The sequence below is a fragment of the Nonomuraea sp. NPDC026600 genome, assembly GCF_040638335.1.
Classification (GTDB): Bacteria; Actinomycetota; Actinomycetes; order Streptosporangiales; family Streptosporangiaceae; genus Nonomuraea.
The window spans coordinates 16,774-37,966 of record NZ_JBEZYD010000055.1; the positions used below are offsets into that span (position 1 = coordinate 16,774).

General features: G+C 70.8%; 16 protein-coding genes. 9 read left to right on the top strand and 7 right to left on the bottom strand.

Features of this window, described 5'->3' with window-relative positions; translation table 11 throughout:
• Positions 1-9: 9 nt before the first annotated feature.
• Positions 10-1,914, bottom strand: a complete 1,905-nt coding sequence (locus AB0F17_RS60335; protein ID WP_358044635.1) for a primary-amine oxidase — start codon at positions 1,912-1,914, stop codon at positions 10-12.
• A 164-nt stretch (positions 1,915-2,078) separates the two neighbouring features.
• Between AB0F17_RS60335 and AB0F17_RS60340 the strand changes: the two genes are divergently transcribed.
• The gene (locus AB0F17_RS60340) at positions 2,079-3,050 is read left to right on the top strand and encodes a LacI family DNA-binding transcriptional regulator (protein WP_358044638.1); all 972 of its coding nucleotides are present in this window, start codon (positions 2,079-2,081) and stop codon (positions 3,048-3,050) included.
• Positions 3,051-3,067: 17 nt separating this feature from the next.
• Here the strand turns inward: AB0F17_RS60340 and AB0F17_RS60345 are convergent, their stop codons facing one another.
• The gene (locus tag AB0F17_RS60345) at positions 3,068-3,745 is read right to left on the bottom strand and encodes a response regulator transcription factor (RefSeq protein ID WP_358044640.1); all 678 of its coding nucleotides are present in this window, start codon (positions 3,743-3,745) and stop codon (positions 3,068-3,070) included.
• Complete coding sequence (locus tag AB0F17_RS60350) at positions 3,733-4,962, bottom strand: histidine kinase (RefSeq protein WP_358044643.1); 1,230 nt, start codon at positions 4,960-4,962, stop codon at positions 3,733-3,735. The genes AB0F17_RS60345 and AB0F17_RS60350 overlap by 13 nt, the downstream gene beginning before the upstream one ends.
• Before the next feature lie 162 nt (positions 4,963-5,124).
• Between AB0F17_RS60350 and AB0F17_RS60355 the strand changes: the two genes are divergently transcribed.
• From AB0F17_RS60355 to AB0F17_RS60375, 5 genes are all read left to right on the top strand, one after another.
• Positions 5,125-5,871: a hypothetical protein gene (locus AB0F17_RS60355; RefSeq protein ID WP_358044646.1), complete on the top strand. Its 747-nt coding sequence runs from the start codon at positions 5,125-5,127 to the stop codon at positions 5,869-5,871.
• Positions 5,872-6,115: 244 nt separating this feature from the next.
• On the top strand, positions 6,116-10,354 hold the full coding sequence (locus tag AB0F17_RS60360) for a bifunctional nitrate reductase/sulfite reductase flavoprotein subunit alpha (RefSeq protein WP_358044649.1): 4,239 nt from the start codon (positions 6,116-6,118) through the stop codon (positions 10,352-10,354).
• A gap of 274 nt (positions 10,355-10,628) precedes the next feature.
• On the top strand, positions 10,629-10,838 hold the full coding sequence (locus AB0F17_RS60365; protein ID WP_358044652.1) for a TOBE domain-containing protein: 210 nt from the start codon (positions 10,629-10,631) through the stop codon (positions 10,836-10,838).
• 219 nt (positions 10,839-11,057) lie between these two features.
• Positions 11,058-12,545 (top strand): aldehyde dehydrogenase family protein, encoded by a 1,488-nt coding sequence (locus AB0F17_RS60370; protein WP_358044655.1) that lies wholly within the window; start codon positions 11,058-11,060, stop codon positions 12,543-12,545.
• Between the two features lie 168 nt (positions 12,546-12,713).
• Positions 12,714-13,076: a gamma-glutamylcyclotransferase family protein gene (locus AB0F17_RS60375; protein WP_358044657.1), complete on the top strand. Its 363-nt coding sequence runs from the start codon at positions 12,714-12,716 to the stop codon at positions 13,074-13,076.
• Between the two features lie 98 nt (positions 13,077-13,174).
• Here AB0F17_RS60375 and AB0F17_RS60380 read toward each other — a convergent pair whose 3' ends face one another.
• Positions 13,175-13,693 (bottom strand): PadR family transcriptional regulator, encoded by a 519-nt coding sequence (locus tag AB0F17_RS60380; RefSeq protein ID WP_358044660.1) that lies wholly within the window; start codon positions 13,691-13,693, stop codon positions 13,175-13,177.
• Positions 13,694-13,815: 122 nt separating this feature from the next.
• On the opposite strand from AB0F17_RS60380, the gene AB0F17_RS60385 reads away from it, so the two are divergent.
• From AB0F17_RS60385 to AB0F17_RS60395, 3 genes are all read left to right on the top strand, one after another.
• On the top strand, positions 13,816-14,043 hold the full coding sequence (locus AB0F17_RS60385) for a hypothetical protein (RefSeq protein WP_358044663.1): 228 nt from the start codon (positions 13,816-13,818) through the stop codon (positions 14,041-14,043).
• Positions 14,044-14,092: 49 nt separating this feature from the next.
• Positions 14,093-15,202: an FAD/NAD(P)-binding protein gene (locus AB0F17_RS60390; RefSeq protein WP_358044666.1), complete on the top strand. Its 1,110-nt coding sequence runs from the start codon at positions 14,093-14,095 to the stop codon at positions 15,200-15,202.
• Positions 15,203-15,342: 140 nt separating this feature from the next.
• Positions 15,343-16,224, top strand: a complete 882-nt coding sequence (locus AB0F17_RS60395; RefSeq protein WP_358044668.1) for an SDR family oxidoreductase — start codon at positions 15,343-15,345, stop codon at positions 16,222-16,224.
• On the opposite strand, the gene AB0F17_RS60400 is transcribed toward AB0F17_RS60395, so the two are convergent.
• From AB0F17_RS60400 to AB0F17_RS60410, 3 genes are all read right to left on the bottom strand, one after another.
• Positions 16,225-18,768: a glycoside hydrolase family 3 C-terminal domain-containing protein gene (locus AB0F17_RS60400; RefSeq protein ID WP_358044671.1), complete on the bottom strand. Its 2,544-nt coding sequence runs from the start codon at positions 18,766-18,768 to the stop codon at positions 16,225-16,227.
• Between the two features lie 215 nt (positions 18,769-18,983).
• Positions 18,984-20,231: an MFS transporter gene (locus AB0F17_RS60405; protein WP_358044674.1), complete on the bottom strand. Its 1,248-nt coding sequence runs from the start codon at positions 20,229-20,231 to the stop codon at positions 18,984-18,986.
• The gene (locus AB0F17_RS60410) at positions 20,228-21,130 is read right to left on the bottom strand and encodes a DMT family transporter (RefSeq protein WP_358044676.1); all 903 of its coding nucleotides are present in this window, start codon (positions 21,128-21,130) and stop codon (positions 20,228-20,230) included. Before AB0F17_RS60410 ends, AB0F17_RS60405 begins: the two co-directional genes overlap by 4 nt.
• Positions 21,131-21,193: the final 63 nt, after the last annotated feature.

The window sequence follows — 21,193 nt, forward strand, 5'->3', positions numbered from 1 at the left end:
GCCTCATCTCTAGTGACAGGAGCCCTGGCTGCTCGGCGGGACGTCGAGCGTGGGGTTGCGGTCGAAGAAGCCGGCGGGCTTCAGGGTGAATCCGCACGTGTCGACGGGCATGATCGGCCAGTCCTCGGTACGGGGGAAATGGGTCAGCCCGAACGTGTGCCACAGCACGATGTCCTGGCCGTCGATGTCGCGGTCCGCCGCCGTGTACGCGGGCAGACCGGCGCCACCGGGATGCTGGTTGACCAGGTCACCGGCCGGATACCGCTCCCGGGGATGGTACCTGGTGACCCAGAGGTGGCTGGTGGCGAACTCCGCCCTGGCGCGGATCGAGGAGTCCTCGTGGGCGAGCAGGGTGGGCAGGCCCTCGGGGTACAGCGCGTAGCCGACGGGCTCGCCCAGGCGGTTGGTCACCGCCGGGTTGACCACGTGCCAGGTCCGGCCCGTGGCGAGGTCCGCGTCGCGCCGCCCCTCCGATTCGGTGCGCAGGCGGGTGACCTTGCGGCCGAAGGCGTTGCCGTACGGGTTGCCCTCGTCCATGGGCAGGCGGACGACCTCCACCTCGTCCACCGCGTTGGCCGGGCCGTCGACCATCATGTCCAGCCGCGCGGAGAACAGGTGCTGGTGGTACGGCGCGGCCAGCCCCGGCGCCACCTGCGAGCCGTACGGTGCGGCCCGCTCGTCATAGGCGCCGGTGAACACGATGCCGGTGGCCTTGACCTCCAGCTCGATGGTGCCGTCCAGGTAGAGGTACCAGTAGAAGCCGTAGTCGTAGTTGCCGACGGTGACGAAGAAGGAGATGACCAGCCGCCGCTGCCTGCGGGTCTCGCGGGAGCCGTTGGCCGGGTCGGTGTGCTTCCACAGCACGCCGTAGTCCTCCTCGTGCATGCAGATCGCGTTCGGCAGCACCTGGGGCGAGCCGTCACCGCCGGTGACGATGACGTCGAAGTAGGTGATCTCGCCCAGGCAGTCGCAGCCCAGCTCCAGCGAGTTGGCCAGCTTACCGAGCTGGTATTCGCCGGTGTCGAAGTAGTTCTGCCAGAACCGGATCGGGCTCGGGTCGCCGTACGGCACCAGCATCTCGGCCACCGACGCCCGGTAGACGATCGGCCGGCCGTCGAAGCCGATCTGGTGCAGGACCAGGCCCTCGCGCATGTCGTAGCCGAGGCGGACGTTCCACTTCTCCCAGGTGACGAGGTTGCCGTCGATGCCGAAGCTGGGGCCCTCCGGCTGGGTGATGTGGATGGGCCGCTGGCTGGTGCGGTGCTCGCGCTCCAGGTGGTAGTCGCCCGCCTCGGCGGGGATGGGCTGCGCGCCGGTGTCGACGATCTCGATCACCGCGCCCTTGAGCAGGTCGACGAAGGCCACCAGGCCGTCGATCGGGTGCGCCCAGGGCAGGCTCTCCTCAGTGGGCCGCAGGTGGGCCAGGACGCGGGCGATCCGCCTGCCTTCCTCGCCCGGCAGACCATAGCTGCCCGCCGACAGCGCGGCGAGCCACACCAGAGCCGTGTCGTCCAGGCCACGCGTGGCCAGCGCCTCGGCCCACCCGGCGTCGGCGCCGAGCACCTGCCGGACCAGCTCGTGCTCCTCGTCCAGCATGGGAACCTGGCCGTCGGTGATCGGGTCGATCGGCCGGCGCTCCGCCACCCGTCCCTCGGTGATCGAGACGACGACGTCCTGGGCCTGCTCGCTCGCCAGATCGAGCACAAGGGCGCGGGCCCGCCGGGCCGTGGGGGCCGCGCCGAGCACGACTTCCTTCGGGGGCTCCTCGATCCCGAGGTAGGCCACCCGGCCGGTGACGGCCAGCACGCCGTCGTCCGTCATGATCCGCTTGACGTCCTCGATCTCCTGCGCGCTGAGCGGGTCGAGCGGATGAGACCGCTCCCCGACGCCGAGAACCCGCCGTCCAGCTGCCATCCGGCTTTCGCCCCTTTCGCTGCCCTGCTCATTGCACTGCTCATCGCACTGCCGGAACGTTCCGGCATGCGGGTCAACATACTTCCGTGTCAGGGCGAGGACAAGACCTTTGGCCAGGTCGATACGTGGCGGAAACAGAACAACGGTGGCGCTAACATCGGGGCGTGCGCGCAGACGAGCCGGCCACTATCCTCACGGTCGCCAAGACGGCAGGGGTTTCCAAGACGACCGCGTCCGACGCGCTCAGGGGTTCCGGCAGGGTGTCGGAAGAGACCAGGGCCCGGGTGATGGAGGCGGCCGACGCGCTCGGCTACGTACCCAACGGGTCGGCCAGGCACCTGCGCCGCGCGAGCACCGGCACCATCGGCCTGCACGTGCCCGAGGTGCTCACCCGCTCGTCCTACTACATGTCGTTCGTGTTCGGGGTCGTGCGGGGGGCGGCCGACAACGACTACGACGTCACGCTGATCACCTCGGGCCGCCGCACCCCGCGCGTCGACGGCCTCGTCCTCGGCGACCCCCTCGGCGACGACCCGATCGTGGCCAAGCTCATGGACACCGGCCTGCCCACGGTCACCTGCGAACGCTTCACCGGCACCGGGCGGGCCGACGGCGTGGTGCGCTCCGAACACGCCGAGATGCTGGGCCGGCTCATGGACCACCTGCGGGCCTCCGGCGCGACCCGTCCCGCGCTCATCGTGGCCGGCGACATGAGCGACTGGGCCGCCTCCGTACACCGGGGCTTCCGCGACTGGTGCACCCGCCACGGCGTGGACCCGCTGGTCCGCACGGTCCCCTTCGACTGCTCGGCGGGCGAGGTCCACCAGGCCGCCCGCGACCTGCTCGCGCTGGAGCCGCGCGTCGACGCGCTGGTCTGCGGTCCCGCCGGATCGGCCACGGACCTGCTGCCGCTCCTTCGCGAGGAGGGCCGCGACCTGCTGCTCGCGTCCTGCGTCGACAGCCCCGCGATGCTCCAGGCCGACCCACCCATCACCGCCATCGACCTGCGGCCCAGGGAGGCGGGGGTACGGTGCGCGGAACTGCTGTTCGACCTGCTGAGGGGTACGAGCCCGGCGGGGACCGAACGGATCCACCCCATCGAACTCACCTTGCGAGCCTCCACACAGCCCTCATGACGAGCTCTCGACGTCCCTCATGACGAGCTCTCCGCGTCGTGGACGACCAGGGCGAGCTGGACCCGATTGTCCAGGGCCGCCTTGGTGAGGATGCGGGAGATGTAGCCCTTGACGGTGCCGACGCTCATGTGCAGCTCGGCGGCGATGACCGCGTTCGGCTTACCCTGGCCGACCGCCAGCGCCACCTCATGCTCACGCTCACTGAGCCGCGCCAGCACCATCCGGGCGTCAGCACGACGGCGACTCTCCTCCTCGGGCACCAGGTGCGCGATCAACCGCCGGGTGACGCTCGGCGACAGTATCGGCTCGCCGCCCACGACCCGGCGGATGGCATCGACGATCCCCTCCGGCGGGGTGTCCTTGAGCAGGAACCCACTGGCCCCCGACCGCAACGCCCGGAAGACGTGCTCGTCGGCGTCGAACGTGGTGAGCACGATCACCTCGGGCGCACCGGGCCGACCGCGCAGTCGCCGAGTCGCCTCGATGCCATCGAGCCCGGACATCCGGATGTCCATCAGCACCACATCGGGCGCGTACTGGTCGACCGCGGCCTGCACCTCACCACCATCGGCCACCGCCCCCACCACGAGGAGATCGGCCGCCCCTTTGAGCATCAGCGTCAGACCGGCACGGACGAGCGCGTCATCATCGACGATCAGCACCCGGATCGGCGGCGAGTCACTCACACCGGCCATGGTAGCCATGCCACCAGCCGGAACCCGCCGCCCACCACGGGCCCGCACTCCAACCGCCCACCCGCCAGCACCGCCCGCTCCGCCAGCCCTGCCAACCCCGCCCCGGCCCCCGTCAGCCCGAGATCGGCCCCGGGCACGAGTCCTCCGATCCCACCGCCTGGCTCGGTGTCCGTTCCGGATGCCGTCTGGCCAGGCGACGGGTTGCGTACCTCGACCCTCAGCTCGGCGCCCGCCGTACCGGACAGGAGGACCGTGACCGGCAGGCCGGACGCGTGCTTGCGAGCGTTGGTGAGACCTTCCTGGACGATGCGGTAGGCGGCACGGCCGGTGGCGTCCGGCAGATCCGCCAACCGCAGCCCGTGGTCGCACAGCTCGACCCGCATCCCAGCCCGCCGGGACTCCTCCACGAGCGGCACAAGATCCGGCCGGCCACGCGTCAACGAGCCGTCATCAGACGGCGGCGCGTCACGGAGTACCGAGATGACCGCACGCAGCTCCTCCAACGCCAGGTGCGCGCTCGACCGGATCACCCCCGCGGCCGCCGCGACATCGCCCGGCGTCGCCCCCGCGTTGAACTCCAGCGCCCCGGCGTGCACCGCCAGCAGCGACAGCCGGTGCGCGAGCACATCGTGCATCTCCCGCGCGATGCCGATCCGCTCCGCCCGGCGCGCCTCTTCGGCACGCAGCCGCTGGTCGGCTTCGGCCCGCCGAGCCCGCTCGGCCAGCGAGAACACCAGTTCCCGTCGAGTACGCGCCAGCATGCCCCAGCCGGTCAGCGCGACCCCGAACAGCACGCCCACCAGCGCCCACACCGGATAGGGCGCCAGCCCCGGCGGCCGCCAGGCGAACCTGACCAGCGTCGCCACCACCCCCGCGGCTCCCACGGCGATCGCGGCGGGCGGCCGTCGATACAGGGCCGCGATCAGCGCGGCGATCCCGGCCGCCACCGAGGCGGCCGCCGCGGGCACTGACAGCGCGATGACGGCCAGCCCCATGGCCACCGGCCACCTGCGGCACACCCACAAGCCCGCACAGGCCAGCGCACCACCCGCCACGTCGGCCACCAGGTACCAGCCTGGTGTGCCACCCGTCAGATCTCCCCAGACGACCGCGACCGCCCCGGCGAGCGCGAGCACGAAACCGCCCGCCCCGACCGCCCAGTCACGCCGCGACCGAATCCAACCGGGCCGTACGTCCTCCGCGCTGGCCACGAACATGACCGCAGATGCTAGCCCGCCGGCGACCCGTGCGTAAGCGACCAAAGTCTGGAAGTAACAGCCAGCAGATAACCGAGGTGGGCGACGGAAGAGGACCGAAGTGGCCACGGACCGGTCTTCGGGTAGCAGCGGCGGTTGCCCGGCGCGCGGCACCGTGGCGGCATGACCACATCTGACCCCAGCGGGCGCGGCCGGTGGGCCGCGCTGCTACTCGCGGTGATCACCCCGATCGTCGCCGAACTCAACCTGCCCTACCACGCCGTGTTCAGTGTGGCGCTGCCGATCCTGCTGGCCGACCTGATGTTTCCCAGCCTGCGCGACCGGCCGTACCTGAAGGGGACGGGGCTGGTGGTGGCCGGGGTGGTGTTCGTGCTGGGCGGGGCCCTGCTGCGGTGGAGTGTGGCGGGCTTCATCGACCCCGGCTACCAAGCTCCGGTAGCGGTGGTGGTGGGCTGCCTGGCGGTTGTGGCGCTGCTCGCGGCAGCGGCACTGCGCTTCGTTCCCGCCGCCCCAAACGCATCCGCTCCGGCCGCCGGTACGAGTGCGGCGCCCGGTTCGTGGACTGTGGGGGTCTTCGGGGGCATCGTCGCGTTCGGCTACCTCGCGTTGCTGTTCCCCTTCGGCGGGGCCACGCAGCCCGCCTTCACCCAGGGCGGCTGGGTGGCGGTGCCGATGCTGGTCGCGGCAATCCTCGCGGTGCTCGCGGGATGGCTGGTACGCCGCTGGACGACGGGCTCCGGGTGGACGGACCGGCACAGCCTCGCCCTGGCCGGCGGGGCGCTGGTGGCGCACACCGCTTTCGGGGTGGTGGCCAACGCCGAAACCCTTGCCGACCGGGCCGGGCTGACCGCGCTCGGGCTGATCATGATCGGCCTGCTGGCCCTGCTCAGCCGCCGCATACCCGCGTAGCACTCCGGTATCGGGGTCTTGCTGGGATGGCCGCTCGAGGGGTCGATGACGCCGAGCTCTGATTTCGCGCTGTAACAGGTCATGGCGTGATACGGGATACCCGGTATGAACGTGATGCTGCACGTGTGGGGCGGATGTAACCACGCGAGGGAGGCGGTTGTGACAACCGCGTAACAGGGCCTTCTTAGGGTGCGGTGCGTGAGGTGCCCACCGCCGCCCGGGGCGGTGACCAGAAGGGGATCAGGTGACGGCGACCGACCCGCGTAGCGCCATCTCGACCGTGAAGACGGTCTGTTCCTACTGCGGTGTCGGCTGTGGGATGGTGCTCGAGGTCGCTCAGGACGCGGCCGGGCGGCGCAGGGTCGTCAAGGCCTCCGGCGACAAGTCCCACCCCGCCAATTTCGGCCGACTGTGCACGAAGGGCGCGACCAGCGCCGACCTGCTCGCCGCCCCGGGCCGGCTGACCACTGCTCTGGCGCGGGCGGATCGCGGAGCCGTACCCGCGCCCGCCGACATGGACGCCGCGATCACGGCGACCGCGCGGCGGCTGCGCGGGATCCTGGACGAGCACGGCCCGGACGCTCTGGCCTTCTACGTGTCGGGCCAGATGACGCTGGAGGCACAATACCTGGCCAACAAGCTGGCCAAGGGGTTCGTGCGGACCAACCAGATCGAGTCCAACTCCCGGCTGTGCATGGCCAGCGCGGGCACCGGGTACAAGCTGTCGCTGGGCTCGGACGGCCCGCCCGGTTCGTATGAGGACTTCGAGCACGCGGACGTCTTCTTCGTCATCGGCGCCAACATGGCCGACTGCCACCCGATCCTGTTCCTGCGGCTGATGGAGCGGGTGAAGGCGGGCGCCACGCTCATCGTGGTCGATCCCCGGCGTACCGCCACCGCCGCCAAAGCCGGCCTCCACCTGCAGATCAGGCCGGGCACCGACCTGGCCCTGCTCAACGGGCTGCTGCACCTGCTGGTCGAGAACGGGCACGTCGACGAGGACTTCATCGCGGAGTTCACCGAGGGCTGGGAGGCGATGCCACCGTTCCTGCGGGACTACCCGCCCGCGAAGGTCGCCGAGATCACCGGCGTCCCGGAAGCCGACATCCGCCGCGCCGCCCAGCTGATCGGCGCGGCCGGCGAGTGGATGAGCTGCTGGACGATGGGTCTGAACCAGAGCACGCACGGCACCTGGAACACCAACGCGCTGTGCAACCTGCACCTGGCCACCGGCGCGATCTGCCGCCCGGGCAGCGGCCCGTTCTCTCTCACCGGCCAGCCCAACGCCATGGGCGGGCGCGAGATGGGCTACATGGGCCCGGGCCTGCCTGGGCAGCGCTCGGTGCTGGTGGAAGAGGATCGCCGCTTCGTCGAGAACCTGTGGGGGATCGCGCCGGGGACGCTGCGCACCGACGTCGGCAAGGGCACCATCGAGATGTTCTCCCGTATGGCCGACGGCGAGATCAAGGCGTGCTGGATCATCTGCACCAACCCGGTCGCGTCGGTCGCCAACCGCAAGAGCGTCATCCAAGGGCTGGAGGCCGCCGAGTTCGTCGTCACCCAGGACGCCTTCGCCGAGACCGAGACCAACGCCTACGCCGACGTGGTGCTCCCCGCCGCCCTGTGGGCCGAGGGCGAAGGAGTGATGATCAATTCGGAGCGCAACCTGACCCTGCTGCGACCGGCCGTGGACCCACCCGGCCAGGCCCTGCCGGACTGGCAGATCATCGCCCGCGTCGCCTGCGAGATGGGCTTCGCCGACGCCTTCGACTACGGCAGCGCCGAGGAGATCTTCGAGGAGATCAAGCGGGCCTGGAACCCGAAGACCGGCTACGACCTGCGCGGCGTGACCTACGACCGGCTGCGTGCCACGCCGGTGCAGTGGCCCAGCGCCTCCGCCGATGGCGGCGACCGCAACCCGATCCGCTACCTCAACGACGGCGTCAGCCAGGACCTCGCCGAGGGCCCGGGTGGTAGCCCGCCCCGGCTGTCCTTCCCGACCGCGAGCGGCCGGGCGGTGTTCTTCCCCCGCCCGCATCTGCCGGCGGCGGAGCTGCCCGACGACGACTTCCCCTTCGTCCTGAACACCGGCCGGCTCCAGCACCAGTGGCACACCATGACCAAGACCGGCAAGGTCGCCAAGCTCAACAAGCTCAACCCCGGGCCCTTCGTGGAGATCCATCCGCGCGACGCCGGCACCCTCGGCATCGGCGAAGGCGACGCGGTGCGGGTCGCCTCCCGGCGCGGGCAGGCAGTGCTTCCGGCCGTCGTCACCGACCGGGTGCGGCCCGGTGACTGCTTCGCGCCCTTCCACTGGAACGACCTGTTCGGCGAGTACCTCAGCATCAACGCCGTGACCAACGACGCGGTCGACCCCATCTCCTTCCAGCCCGAGTTCAAGGTGTGCGCGGTCTCCCTCACCCGGGTCGCGGCCGCGCCCAGCACCACAGGCGGCAGCGACGACCTGGCCGAACGCCCCGCCACGCCGTGGGCCGATACCCCGCCGGGCGGCGGCGCCGTGGCGGACCTGGCCCGGCTGCTCGGACTCGCGGACGCCTCCCCGCCCGTGCTCGCCGACCACGAGCGCCGTTACCTGGCCGGCTTCCTGGCCGGGCTCGGCGCGGCGCCACCGTCCGACGGCGCCACCGTGCCGGTGCTGCCGGAGTTCGCACCCTTCGCCCCGGACCACGCGTTGTGGATCAACGGCACCCTGGCCGGGATGTTCTCCCGGACACCGGCGGGCCGGGCCGGGACCTCCGACCCGGCGCGGGCGCGGCGGGCCCCCGACCGCGAAGAACGCGAACTGGTCGTCCTGTGGGCCTCCCAGACCGGCAACGCCGAAGACTTCGCCCTCGCCACCGCCCGCCACCTGAGCGAGACCGAACGGGCCCCGACCATCCTCAGCATGGCCGAGTGCACACCGGCCGCCCTCCCGCACGGCGCGGACCTGCTCATCATCACCAGCACCTTCGGTGACGGCGACGCCCCCGACAACGGCACGGTCTTCTGGGAGTCACTCACCGCACCCGAAGCACCCCGCCTGGACGGCATCCGCTACTCGGTCCTGGCCTTCGGCGACTCCAGCTACGACGACTTCTGCGCGCACGGCCGCCGTCTCGACCAGCGCATGGGAGAACTCGGCGCCGTACGCCTGGTCCCTCGCGTGGACTGCGAACCGGACGACGAGCAACCCGCCCGGCAGTGGCTCGACCAGGTACTCCGGGCACTTGCCACACCCCCGGCGCCGACCGGCGCGGACACCATCGCGGGCACGGCCGGGGACATGACCGGGAGCCCTGCCACCGCCGGGAGCCCTGTCTCCGCCGGGACCGTGACCGTCCCGGGCGGCGCGGCGGGCCCGGCCCGGTACAGCAAGAACGCGCCGCTCACCGCGCGGCTGTCGGGCAACCGGCTCCTCAGCCTGCCCGGAGCGGCCAAGGAGGTACGGCAGTTCGTCTTCGACACCGGCGACGCCACCCTGCCGTACGAGGCCGGTGACGCGCTGGGCGTCTGGCCGGTCAACCACCCCGACCTCGTCGCGGAGTGGCTGGCCGTCACCGGCCTGGACCCGGCCGCCGCCGTCACCGCCGCCGACGGCCCGATGCCGCTCGGCGAGGCCCTGCACCACCAACGGGACATCACCAGAATCACCCCTGATCTGCTGCGGTTCGTCGCCGAGCGCACCCAGGACCGTCATCTCAAGAAACTCCTGCGCCCGGACAACAAGAACGAACTGGCGCAGTGGATCTGGGGACGGCAGGCCATCGACGTCATCGCCGAGTTCCCCGTCCGCGGCACCGCCCAGGAATGGGCCGACATCCTCAAGCGCCTGCAGCCCCGCCTCTACTCGATCTCCTCCAGCCCGCTCACCAGCCCTCGCGAGATCCGTCTGACGGTGTCGGTGATCCGATTCGACAACCAGCACGGCAGCCGACGCAACGGCGCCTGTTCGGCCCACCTCGCCGACGCCCCGGTCGACAGCTTCGTGCCGGTGTTCGTCCAGCATTCACCCCATTTCCGGCCCCCCGCCGACCCCGCCGCACCGATGGTGATGGTCGGCCCCGGCACGGGCATCGCGCCCTTCCTCGGCTTCCTCGACGAACGCCGTACCCGTGGTGATCACGGACGCAACTGGCTGTTCTTCGGCGAGCAGCACCGCGCCACCGACTTCTACTACCAGGACGAACTCGCCGGATTCCAGCAAGAGGGCACCCTGTCCCGGCTGGATCTAGCCTTCTCCCGTGACCAGCGCGCCAAGGTCTACGTCCAGGACCGGATGCGCGAACATGGTGCCCGGCTCTGGTCCTGGCTTCAGGACGGGGCCCATTTCTACGTCTGCGGAGACGCCGGCCGGATGGCCAAGGACGTCGACCACACCCTGCGTGAGATCGCCGCCGCCCATGGCGGACTGACCGAGGACGACGCCGCCGCGTACGTCAAGAAGCTCGCCGCCGACAAGCGCTACGTCCGCGACGTGTACTAGAGACGCCAGGTCGTACGGACGAGGTCAGCAGCCGGTCCCCACGGTGCGGATGTCATCGCGCACGCCCTGTCCATGCCCAGCGCCCCAGACCACCCGGGTCCTCGGCATCGTGTCCGCATGGATGGCGAGGCGTGGACGAGCGGAGTGATCAGCGCGCGGTAAGACCGCCCAAGAGGCCACTCATGGGAAGAGGCCGGTTTCGCCATGACCGTGATTCGCACGAAGGGAGGGAAGGAGAGCAGGCGAGGAATGATGTCGATCAAGGGAGAGTGTCATGCGGTTGAGCGCGCGTAACAAGATTCCGGCGCGGGTCACCGCCATCACTCATGGTGAGGCGACGGCCAATGTGGAGCTGGACGCGAACGGGGTGCGACTGGTGGCCTCGATCACCGTGGAGGCCGCGCGGGAATTGGGCCTCTCGGCGGGCAGCGAGGCGATCGTGGTGGTCAAGGCCTCCGACCTGATCCTGGCGGTGAAGGACTGAGACGCGGGGCGAGCCGGGCGGCCGTACCGCTCATCTGCAAGCCTTTGTCCTCTTGTCTATGGCATATGCCAGGAGGATGGGTTGATGCGTACTGCGTATGATTATGCGGCTCTTGTCTTCTCGCGCGGTACGTAGTCTCATTGGTACTACTGCGCCGTCCGGACGCCCCGAACACCACGTACGGACCGACGCGCCTCGGACGACAGGAAGCCGACGCCGATGACGGTTACCTTGGAAAAGAGCGTCGAGGACTTCATCTCGACGCCGCGCCAGCTCTTCATCGATGGCAGATGGGTCGACGCCGCCTCCGGCAAGACCTTCGCCACCCCCAACCCCGCCACCGGTCAGATGCTGGCCCAGGTGGCCGAAGCCGATGCCGAGGACGTCGACCGGGCGGTACGCGCCGCCCGCCAGGCGTTCGAGGGCCCGTGGTCGCGCATGACGGCCTCAGAGCGGGGCCGGATCATCTGGCGGATCGGCGACCTGATCCTGGAACACCTCGAGGAACTGGCCCAGCTCGAATCGCTGGACAACGGCAAGCCGCTGGCGGTCGCCCGGGTGGCCGACGTGCCGCTGGCCGCGGACCTGTTCCACTACATGGCCGGGTGGGCGACCAAGATCGAGGGCAACACGATCTCGCTGTCGGTGCCGTACCTGCCGGGGGCGGCCTTCCACGCCTACACCCTGCGCGAGCCGATCGGGGTGATCGCCCAGATCATCCCGTGGAACTTCCCCCTGCTGATGGCCGCCTGGAAGCTCGGCCCGGCGCTGGCCACCGGCAACACCGTGATCCTCAAGCCGGCCGAGCAGACACCGCTGTCGGCGTTGCGGCTGGCCGAGCTGATCGCCGAGGCCGGGGTGCCCGACGGCGTGGTCAACGTCCTGCCCGGGTACGGCGAGACGGCCGGGGCCGCGCTGGCCGCCCACGACGGCGTGGACAAGGTGGCCTTCACCGGCTCCACCGAGGTCGGCAAGCTGATCGTGCACGCCGCCACGGGCAATCTGAAGAAGGTCAGCCTGGAGCTCGGCGGCAAGAGCCCCAACATCGTCTTCGACGACGCCGATCCCGACCTCGCCATCCAGGGCGCGGCCAACGCCATCTTCTTCAACCACGGCCAGTGCTGCGTGGCCGGATCGCGGCTGTTCGTCCACGAGAACCGGTTCGACCAGGTGGTCGAAGGGGTCGCCGACATCGCCCGCGGCATCAAGCTCGGCTCCGGGCTGGAACCCGACACACAGATGGGGCCACTGGTCTCCGACGAGCAGCTGCGCCGGGTGACCGGCTACCTGGACTCCGGACGTGATGAGGGAGCCCACACCGTGGTCGGCGGCGGTCGGCACGGGCAGCAGGGCTTCTTCGTCCAGCCCACCGTGCTCATCGGCGCCCACCCGCGGATGAAGGTCGTCCGCGAGGAGATCTTCGGACCGGTGGTGGTCGCCTCGCCCTTCTCCGACCTGGACGAGATCGCCGCCGAGGCCAACGACACCACCTACGGGCTCGGCGCCGGCATCTGGACCCGCGACATCTCCAAGGCGCACGCGCTGGCCGGCAAGATCCGCGCCGGCACCGTCTGGATCAACTGCTACAACGTCTTCGACGCGGCCCTGCCCTTCGGCGGCTACAAACAGTCCGGGTGGGGCCGGGAGATGGGCCACGAGGTGCTGGCGGCCTACACCGAGGTGAAGGCGGTCTGCACCCAGTTGTAGCCGATGAACTCCCGGGCTGTTTTGGGAAACGCGGACCGGGAAAAGGGGTGGGCGCTACCGGTCAAACGCCGGCCGCGTCCACCCCTGCGTCTCTTCGCGACCGGTCAGGCGGCGAACCACTCGGCAGGGCGGGAACGCCGGTGATCACGGCTCTGGAATGATGGTCACATGGTGGATCATCCTGTCGTCCTGTTCTCCTACGGCACGCTGCGCCAGCGGGACGTGCAACTGTCGCTGTTCGGCCGTGAGGTCACGGGCACTCCCGATGAGTTGCCCGGCTATCGGCTGTCCACCGTGGAGATCACCGACCCGCGGGTCATCGCGGTCAGCGGTGCCACGCATCACCCGATCCTGCGCGCCACCGGCGATCCCGCCGACATCATCGAGGGCACCGCGCTTCACCTCAGCACCGACGAGCTCGCCGCAGCCGACGACTACGAGGTCGACGACTACCAGCGCGCCCTCGTCCCGCTGGCATCAGGTCTGCGCGCCTGGGTGTACGCGGCCGATCACACCGTACGGAGCGCATGACCCTGCGCGGCATCAACGCCTTCACAGGTGCCCGATAGCCCAGGAACTCGGGTTGCTCGCGCGCATCCGCCGTCCCATCGCCTCACGGCGGCCCCCGCTCACCGTCCGGCCGTCCGCATCAGGCGCAGGGCCGCTTCGGCCGTCTCATATCTCCAGGAGGCCACGGCGTGCTCGAACCCGCGTGCCTGGTCACGTTGCTCGCGCAGGCCGGCGATGATCGGCTTGATCCGCTCCGCCTGCGCTTCCAGCAGCGGCCGTGAGTCCGTCGTGATCCGTTCGAGCAGGGCGAGCTTGACCAGGAACTCGGTGCGGATATCGCGGATGCGCTCCACAGGCCGCATCAGCCACTCGTCCACGGCGGATCGCCCCGATGCGGTGACGGTGAACAATGTACGTTGCGGGCCGCCCCGGCCCGGCTCCGTCCCTGACGGCTCGATCAGCGACAGCTCGGCGAGCCGGTCGAGCGCGCGATAGACACGAGGCCGCGGCACCTGCCAGATCGTGCCGACAGGGCCGGTGGGCGCGGTGAGCCGGGAGACGGCGAAGCCGTGTGTGGATCCCTCTGCGACCAGCGCGAGCACGACCCATTCGGTGAGCGACAACCCACGAGAGTCCACATACCCAGGATAGGGCCGACGGCGAAGATCAGCAGGCACTGAGTAGTCTCAAAGAGACTAGCCACGGTTCCGGAGGACTGCCAGGTGACAGACAAGGCGCCCGCCTTAAGGTTCGGCCCGGGATGAAACCCAGGCCGAACGCCATCTGCGTCGGGGGACCCTGCGACGGCATGCTCACCCGCATCCACCAGGACATCGGCATCGTGCCGGTACCCGTCGGGCCGCCCTGCCTGAGCATCGCGTACCGGATCACCTCCCGGCGCGTCCACCATCCCTCAAGCGACGTGCCGTTCACCGTGCTCACCTGGGTCGACGCCTCTGACCCCACCGCTACAGAGCCGTCCGGCTGATCCGCGTCTCCGCCATATATCCTGTATATCCTGTAGGTATAGTAGGCTTATGCGTACACCATCGGTCGCGGTCGTCGGAGGCGGCGCGAGCGGCGCTCTGACCGCGATCCACCTCCTGCGACTCGCCCGCACCTCTGGGACGCCGATGGCCGTCACCCTGCTCGACCAGCACGGCCGGCACGCCCTCGGCCAGGCATACGCCACCACCGACCCGCATCACCTGCTCAACACCCGCGCCGACAGAATGAGCGCCTTCGACGGCGAGCCGGATCATCTGCTGACCTGGGCCCGCAATGCGGGCGTGGACGTGAACGGCTCCGGCTATCTGCCACGAGCCCTCTACGGCCGCTACCTGCGCGAGGTGCTCACCGCCGCGGAGGATCCGCCCGCCCGCCCGCTCCACCGCGTCACCGCCACGGCCGTCGCCTTGGACAACGATCACGCTGTACGGCTGGCGGACGGCCGGCGCGTCGACGCCGACGCGGTCGTCCTGGCCCTCGGCAACCGGAGCCCGGCACCCGTGCCCGGCCTGACCGCGCACCCTCGCTACGTCACCGACCCATGGGCGGGCGGCGCGCTGACCGGCATCGGCGACGGCGCAGCCGTGCTGGTGCTCGGCACCGGGCTGACCATGGTGGACGTGGCCCTCAGCGTGACCCTGCGGCGGGTGGCGCGCTACTGGGAGATTCACCGGCATCGCATCCCGCCCGCCTCCGCTGCCGCCATCGCCGACCTGCGCGCCCGCGGCCGGCTGCGGCTGCTGCGTGGCAGCCTGGTCGAAGCCAAGCCCGCCGCCGATGGCCTGCGCGTCCGTGCCGATCTGGACGGCACCATGACCGACCTCGATGTCGGCTGGCTGGTCAATGCCACGGGGCCCAGCGCTGACGTCACCACCGATCCGTTCCTCGCGAACCTCATCACCGCCGGGACGGCCCGGCCCGACCCGCTCCGGCTCGGCCTCGACGCCACTCCGGACGGCGCGGTGCTGGACGTGGCCGGGCAGCCGAGCGGACGCCTCTTCGCCTTGGGCCCCCTGCTGCGGGGGACTCTGTACGAGACGACCGCCGTACCGGAGATCCGCGCCCAGGCGGCCGCTCTCGCGCCGCGCCTCGTCGAGGTGGCCACCTCCCACGCCGCCCGCACTCAGCCGGTGGCGTGAGCGCGTCGGGCCAGTTGGAATGCCTCGTCGCTCCGGCCCGCGAGCGGCATTTCGCTCCCGATCGATAGCATTTTCGTACTTAGTACTGTAGCGTTCATACTAAGTACGAGAGCGGTGGCGATCAGGAGAAAGGCACGAACATGGAACAGATCCACAGCGGGCCGATGGCGGGCAGGACCGTGCTGGTCACCGGCGCCACCGGAGGCATCGGCAAGGCGACCGCCCTGGGTCTGGCCACGATGGGCGCGCGGCTGGCCATCGTGGGCCGGGACCGCGGGCGCACCGAGGGCGCGGCTCGCGAAATCCGCGCGGCCGGCGGCGGGCAGGTGGACGCGTTCGTCGCGGACCTGTCCGCCCAGTCGGAGGTGCGGCGGCTGGCCGCGGAGTTACTCCAGAGCCTTTCCCGGATCGATGTGCTGATCAACAACGCCGGAGGCTACTGGCACACCCGGCACGTCACCGCCGACGGGCTCGAACACACCTTCGCCGTCAACCATCTCGCGCCGTTCCTGCTCACCAACCTGCTCCTCGACCGGCTGAAGCGGAGCGCCCCCGCCCGCGTGGTCACGGTCGCCTCCAACGTGCAGTCTCTGGGACGAATCGACTTCGCCGACCTCCAGGGCGAACAGTCCTACTCCGGCGGAACCGCCTACAACCAATCCAAGCTCGCCAACGTCCTGTTCAGCTACGAACTGGCCAGGCGACTGCGGGCCACCTCCGTCACCGCCAACGCGCTGCATCCCGGCATGGTGAACACCTCTTGGGGAGCCGAGGATCCCGCCCTCTTCCAGCGACTGGTCGTCCCGTTCATCCGGCCCTTCATGAAAACCCCGGCCCGGGGCGCCGCCACGTCGATCCACGTGGCGTCCGCTCCCGAGCTCGAGCAGGTGACGGGCCGCTACTTCGCCAACGGCAAGCCCAAGAGATCCTCCCAGCGCAGCTACGACGAGGCGGCCGCGGCACGGCTCTGGCAGGTGAGCGCCGATCTGGTCGGCCTGACCGCTCCGACGACCTCTTCCTGATCACGATCGCCGAGGCTCGAAAATGAGGCCCGGCGCCTCGGAGAGGGTCTTCGCGTCCGAGGAGGAGCCGACCTCCAGCCGGAAGGTGCCCGGCTCGACGGCCCAGCCGCCCGCCGCGACGTCCCAGTGCTCGACGGCCCGCCGCCGGACGGTCACCGTCACCGCGACCTCCTCGCCCGACGCGGCGTCGACCGTGGCGAACCCGGCCAGCCAGCGCGGCGAACGCTCGACGGCACTGTGGGGGCGGCTCGCGTACACCTGCACGACCTCGCGTCCGGGCCGGTCACCGGTGTTCCGCACCAGGACGGTGACCTCGGCCGTCGCACCGTCTTGGCGAACCTTCGCGGGGCCGTACTCCCAGGTCGTGTAGCCGAGGCCATGACCGAAGGGGTAGAGGGCCTCGACCTCGCCGCGGTAGCCGATCGCCGGCCCCTCGTCGTAGGCGAGCACGCCGTCGACCGGCTGCGTGGCGGCGTGGTCCCCCTCCCGGAGCGGCCACGAGGTGGGCAGCCGCCCGCCGGGCTCCACTCCTCCGAACAGCACGTCGGCCAGCGCGTTGCCGTACTCCTGCCCCGGGAACCAGGTGAGCAGGACCGCGGCCACCTCGTCGTGCCAGGGCAGTAGGACGGGGGCGCCGGAGTTGACCACGACGATGGTGCGCGGGTTCGCGGCGGCGACGCGGCGGACGAGCTCGTCCTGCCGTCCCGGCAGGGCCAGGCTCGTCCGGTCGAACCCCTCGCTCTCGACCTCCTCGTTGGTGCCCACGACCACCACGGCGACGTCGGCATCGCGGGCCAGCGCGACGGCCCGCTCGATCTCCTCCTCGTCCGTGCCGTGCGGCGGCTCCAGGTTGAGCTGAAGGGTGGGGCCGGGCAGCAGGCCTTCCTCACGGACGAGGTCGTGCACGAGCGTGACCTCGACGCTCTCGCCCGCCGCCAGCCGTACGGGGTGGGTCCGCTGCGGCGGCGTCAGCATGCCCTCGACGATGTCGGCGCCCGGCGGCAGCGTGAGCACGACGTCGTAGACCTCTCGCCCCGCGACGATGAGCCGGTGACGGCCGAGCCCCGAGGAGCCGACCAGGTACGTACCCGCTTCCGTGGCCCTGATCAGGGCGCGGACCTCGATCGCGGCGAGCCGCTCGCGCGCGACGGCCTCGGGGAAGGAGCCCATCACCCAGTTGAACGCGCCTCCGTCGCGCGGCTCCACGGCGAGCACGGACCCGTCGCCGTCGAGGTAGCGCACCTCAGCGCAGTGGCCCGGCCCGTCGGTGCCACCGCCCGATCCATCGGGCAGGGCGAGCCAGGGAGGCCGCGCGATCGGCGTGCGGGTGTGCGCGACGACGCCGATGGCGTGTGTCACCTCGACGCCGTCACCGGCCGCGGCCCGCAGACCGTCCAGCGGGGAGACCGTGTACGGCGGGAACACGGTGGCGCTCCCACCCCCGAGGGTCCTGGCCACCTCCGCGTTGGGCCCCAGGACGGCCACCCGCCGCGACCCGGCGGGGTCGAGCGGCAGTACCCCGCCCTCGTTACGGACCAGCACGAACCCGGCCGCCGCAGCCGCGCGCACCTCCGCCGCGACCCGCTCTTCCGTGTACGCTTCCCCGCCTCTTGGAGCCCCCGCGAAGCCGGTGACCTGGGCGGAATCGAGCGCGGCGGGACCGCTGCCGGTGGTGGTGGCAGGGTCGGGGGTGTCGTCCAGGGCGCCGACGCGGGCGGCCAGGCGGAGGATTCGCCGCACCTTTTCGTCAACCGCCGCCTCCGGCACCGCGCCCGCCCGCACCGACGCCACCAGCGCCTCACCCCATGGACCCGACGGCCCGGGCATCACCAGGTCGAGCGCGGCGTTGGCGGCCGCCTCCGTGGAACCGGTGGCGAACCAGTCGGACATCACGACCCCGTCGAACCCCCACTCGTCGCGCAGGACGTCACGCAGCAGTGGGTTCTCGGTCATGGTCGCGCCGTTCACCCCGTTGTAGGCGGCCATCACCGCCCACACCTCGCCCTCCTGGACAATGGCCTCGAAGGGGGCCAGATAGAGCTCGCGGAGCGTCCGTTCGTCCACCCGGGCGTCGAGAGTCATCCGCTGGGTCTCGGAGTCGTTGGCGACGAAGTGCTTGACCGTCGCGCCCACTCCCCCGCTCTGCACGCCCCGCACGTACGCGACGCCGATCCTGGCGGTCAGCAGCGGGTCCTCGCTGAAGCACTCGAAGTGGCGCCCGCCGTACGGGGACCTGTGCAGGTTGACCGTGGGGGCGAGCAGGACGTCCACGCCCTTGCGCCGCGCCTCGGCCGCCAGCAGGCGGCCGATCGCCTCGACACGGGCCTCGTCCCAGGTGGCGGCGAGCGCGGTGGGCGAGGGCACGTTGACGGAGGTGTCGCGCTCGTCCCAGATCTCGCCACGGACGCCGGCCGGTCCGTCCGAGACGACCAACCGGCGCAGACCCACGGCCGGTTCGGGGTGGAGCGACCAGAAATCGGCGCCGGTGAGCAGCCTCACCTTCTGCTCCAGGGAGAGCGCGGCGACAAGGCTTTCCAGGTTCATGAGGGGTTCCCTGAGCTCGGAGGACTACGCGAAAGCACCGACCACGACGTTGCGGACGTCTTTCATTTCATCACTTATACGTAGAAGTAAGACGTTTCCGCAAACGTAGTCGCCGCCCTGAGGCGAGCGCAAGAGGCCATTGAAACGATTTACACCGCGACCGCCGCGGCCCCCCAACCGGCGCCCAGCGGGTCCACGCCGCTACTCACGCGCGATCAGCTGCTCGCGGCCGGGATCCCGGCCGGCAGTTCGCGGCGGGCGCGGAGCGGGGAGAAGAAAACGGGCAGGAAGGCGATCGCCAGTAACACCCCACCCACCCAGAGGGTGACGCGCACGGTGCTCAGTTCACCGATCAGGCCCGCCACCGCGGCGCCGACCGCCAGCGCGCCGGTGAGCAGGAAGCGGAAGGTGGCATTCATGCGGCCGAGCAGGCCGTCGGGCGTCATCCGCTGACGCATGCTGACACCGAGGACGTTGTCCATGCCCGTCTTGGTCATGGCCAGCAGCCAGCCGGCCCCGGCCAGCCACAGCCATGGGCCGCGGTCGATGAGCGGCACCAGCAGCCCCGCCGGCGCCAGCAGCAGGCCGGCCAGACCGAGCGTGCGGCCGTGGCCGAGACGCGCGGCGATGGGGCGCGCGCACCGGGCGCCGAGCAGCAGACCGGCTCCGCCAGCCGCCCAGAACAGCCCGAGCGCACCCGGCGTAAGTCCTAGCTCGTTGACGAACAGGATGGGCAGCACCGTGTTGACGATCTGCGAGCCGAGGTTGGTCAGGGTCCCGGTGAGAGCCAGGGCGCGTAGTTCGGCGTTGCCGAGGACGTGCCGCAGTCCTTCCGCGATCTGGGGGCCCAGCCGGGTGGGCCGTTCGGCGGCGGGCGCGCCCGCGGTGCGGCGTATGGCGGAGAGCCGCAGGGCCGACGCCAGGTAGCCGGCCGCCGCGCACGCCACTGCCACGGGCGCGGTGAGCAGTTGGACGAGCCCACCGCCCGCGCCCCGCCCGGCCACGTTGCCGGCCGCGATCAGGGTCATCACGGCGGCATTGGCCTGCACGAGGCCGTCCCGGCCGACCAGTTGCGGCAGCACGCTCTGGGAGCCGACGTCGAAGAAGACGGTGGCGCAGCCGGTCAGCAGGACGACGGCGTACAGCTGCCCGAACGTGAGAGCGTCCAGCCACCAGGCGAGGGGGATGGAGGCGAGCAGCCCGGCCCGGGCCAGGTCGGCCAGGATCAGCACGCGGCGGTGGCGCATCCTGTCCACCCACGCCCCCGCCGGTAGGCCGATGAGGAGGAAGGCGGCGGTGCTCGACGCGGCCAGTGCCCCCGCCTGGCCGGGTCCCGCGTGGAGGGCGGTCACGGCGATGAGCGGGATGGCGACGTAGCCGATGTTGGTGGCGAGCTGGCTGAGCGCCGTCGCGGTGAACAGGATGCGGAAGTCGGGCATCCGCCACGGGGAGCTCGTGATCACTTGACTGGTACGTCCTCTGCGACGGTGGGGCGTTTGTGTCTCTGGACCAGGCCCACACCGGCCAGGACGACCAGCATTCCGGTCAGGACGCGGAGGTCGAGTCTTTCGTCCAGGACGATCGTCCCCAGCGCGATGGAGACGATCGGCAGGAGGTAGCCGACCGTGGCCGCGCTGGTGGCGCCTTCGTCGGCGACGAGCCGGTAGCTGAGGTAGAAGGTGATCCCGGTGCTGAAGATGCCGAGCACGACGACGGCGAACACCGCGGTCGAGTTGGGACTCGTCGGGGCCATGTCGGTCGCGGGCAGAGCCAGGGCGCTCAGCCCGGTCGCGGTGATGAGCTGGGCCGCGGACAGGGCGAGCGGTTCGGTGCCCTGCCCGGTCAGTTTGCGACCCATGTACGCGAACGCGACGGCGTAACTGGCCGACGCCCCGAGCAGGGCGAGTGCTCCCCAGCTCAGCAGGCCGCTCTCGTGCCAGGGCGCGAAGATCAGCAACGTGCCGGCGAACCCGATCAGCAGCCCGGCCAGCCGCAGCCGGTGGAGCCCGCGCTCGGTGCCGATGATCAGGCCGATCAGCAGGGACCACAACGGGGTGGTCGCGTTCAGCACCCCGGCCACTCCCGAGTCGACGCTCTGCTCTCCGACGGCGTACAGGAAGAACGGCAGTGCGTTGCAGAAGAAGGCGGCCACGACGAGGTGTCCCCAGGTCGTGCGGTCGCGTGGCAGGCGCTGCCGGGCCAGGCAGGCCAGGCCGAGCAGGACGGCCGCGCCGAGCGCGGCGCGGATGACGGTGATCTGCGCCGGGGTCAGCCCGTTGTCCAGCGCGAGCTTGATCCACAGGAAGGCCGATCCCCACAGCAATGCGAGTACGGCCATCCGCGCCGACGATCCCCTGGTCACTGTTCGCCCCCTTTCCACGAGGAAGGCTGCCTGAAGATGACCTCGCAGGACAAGTGAAGCTTT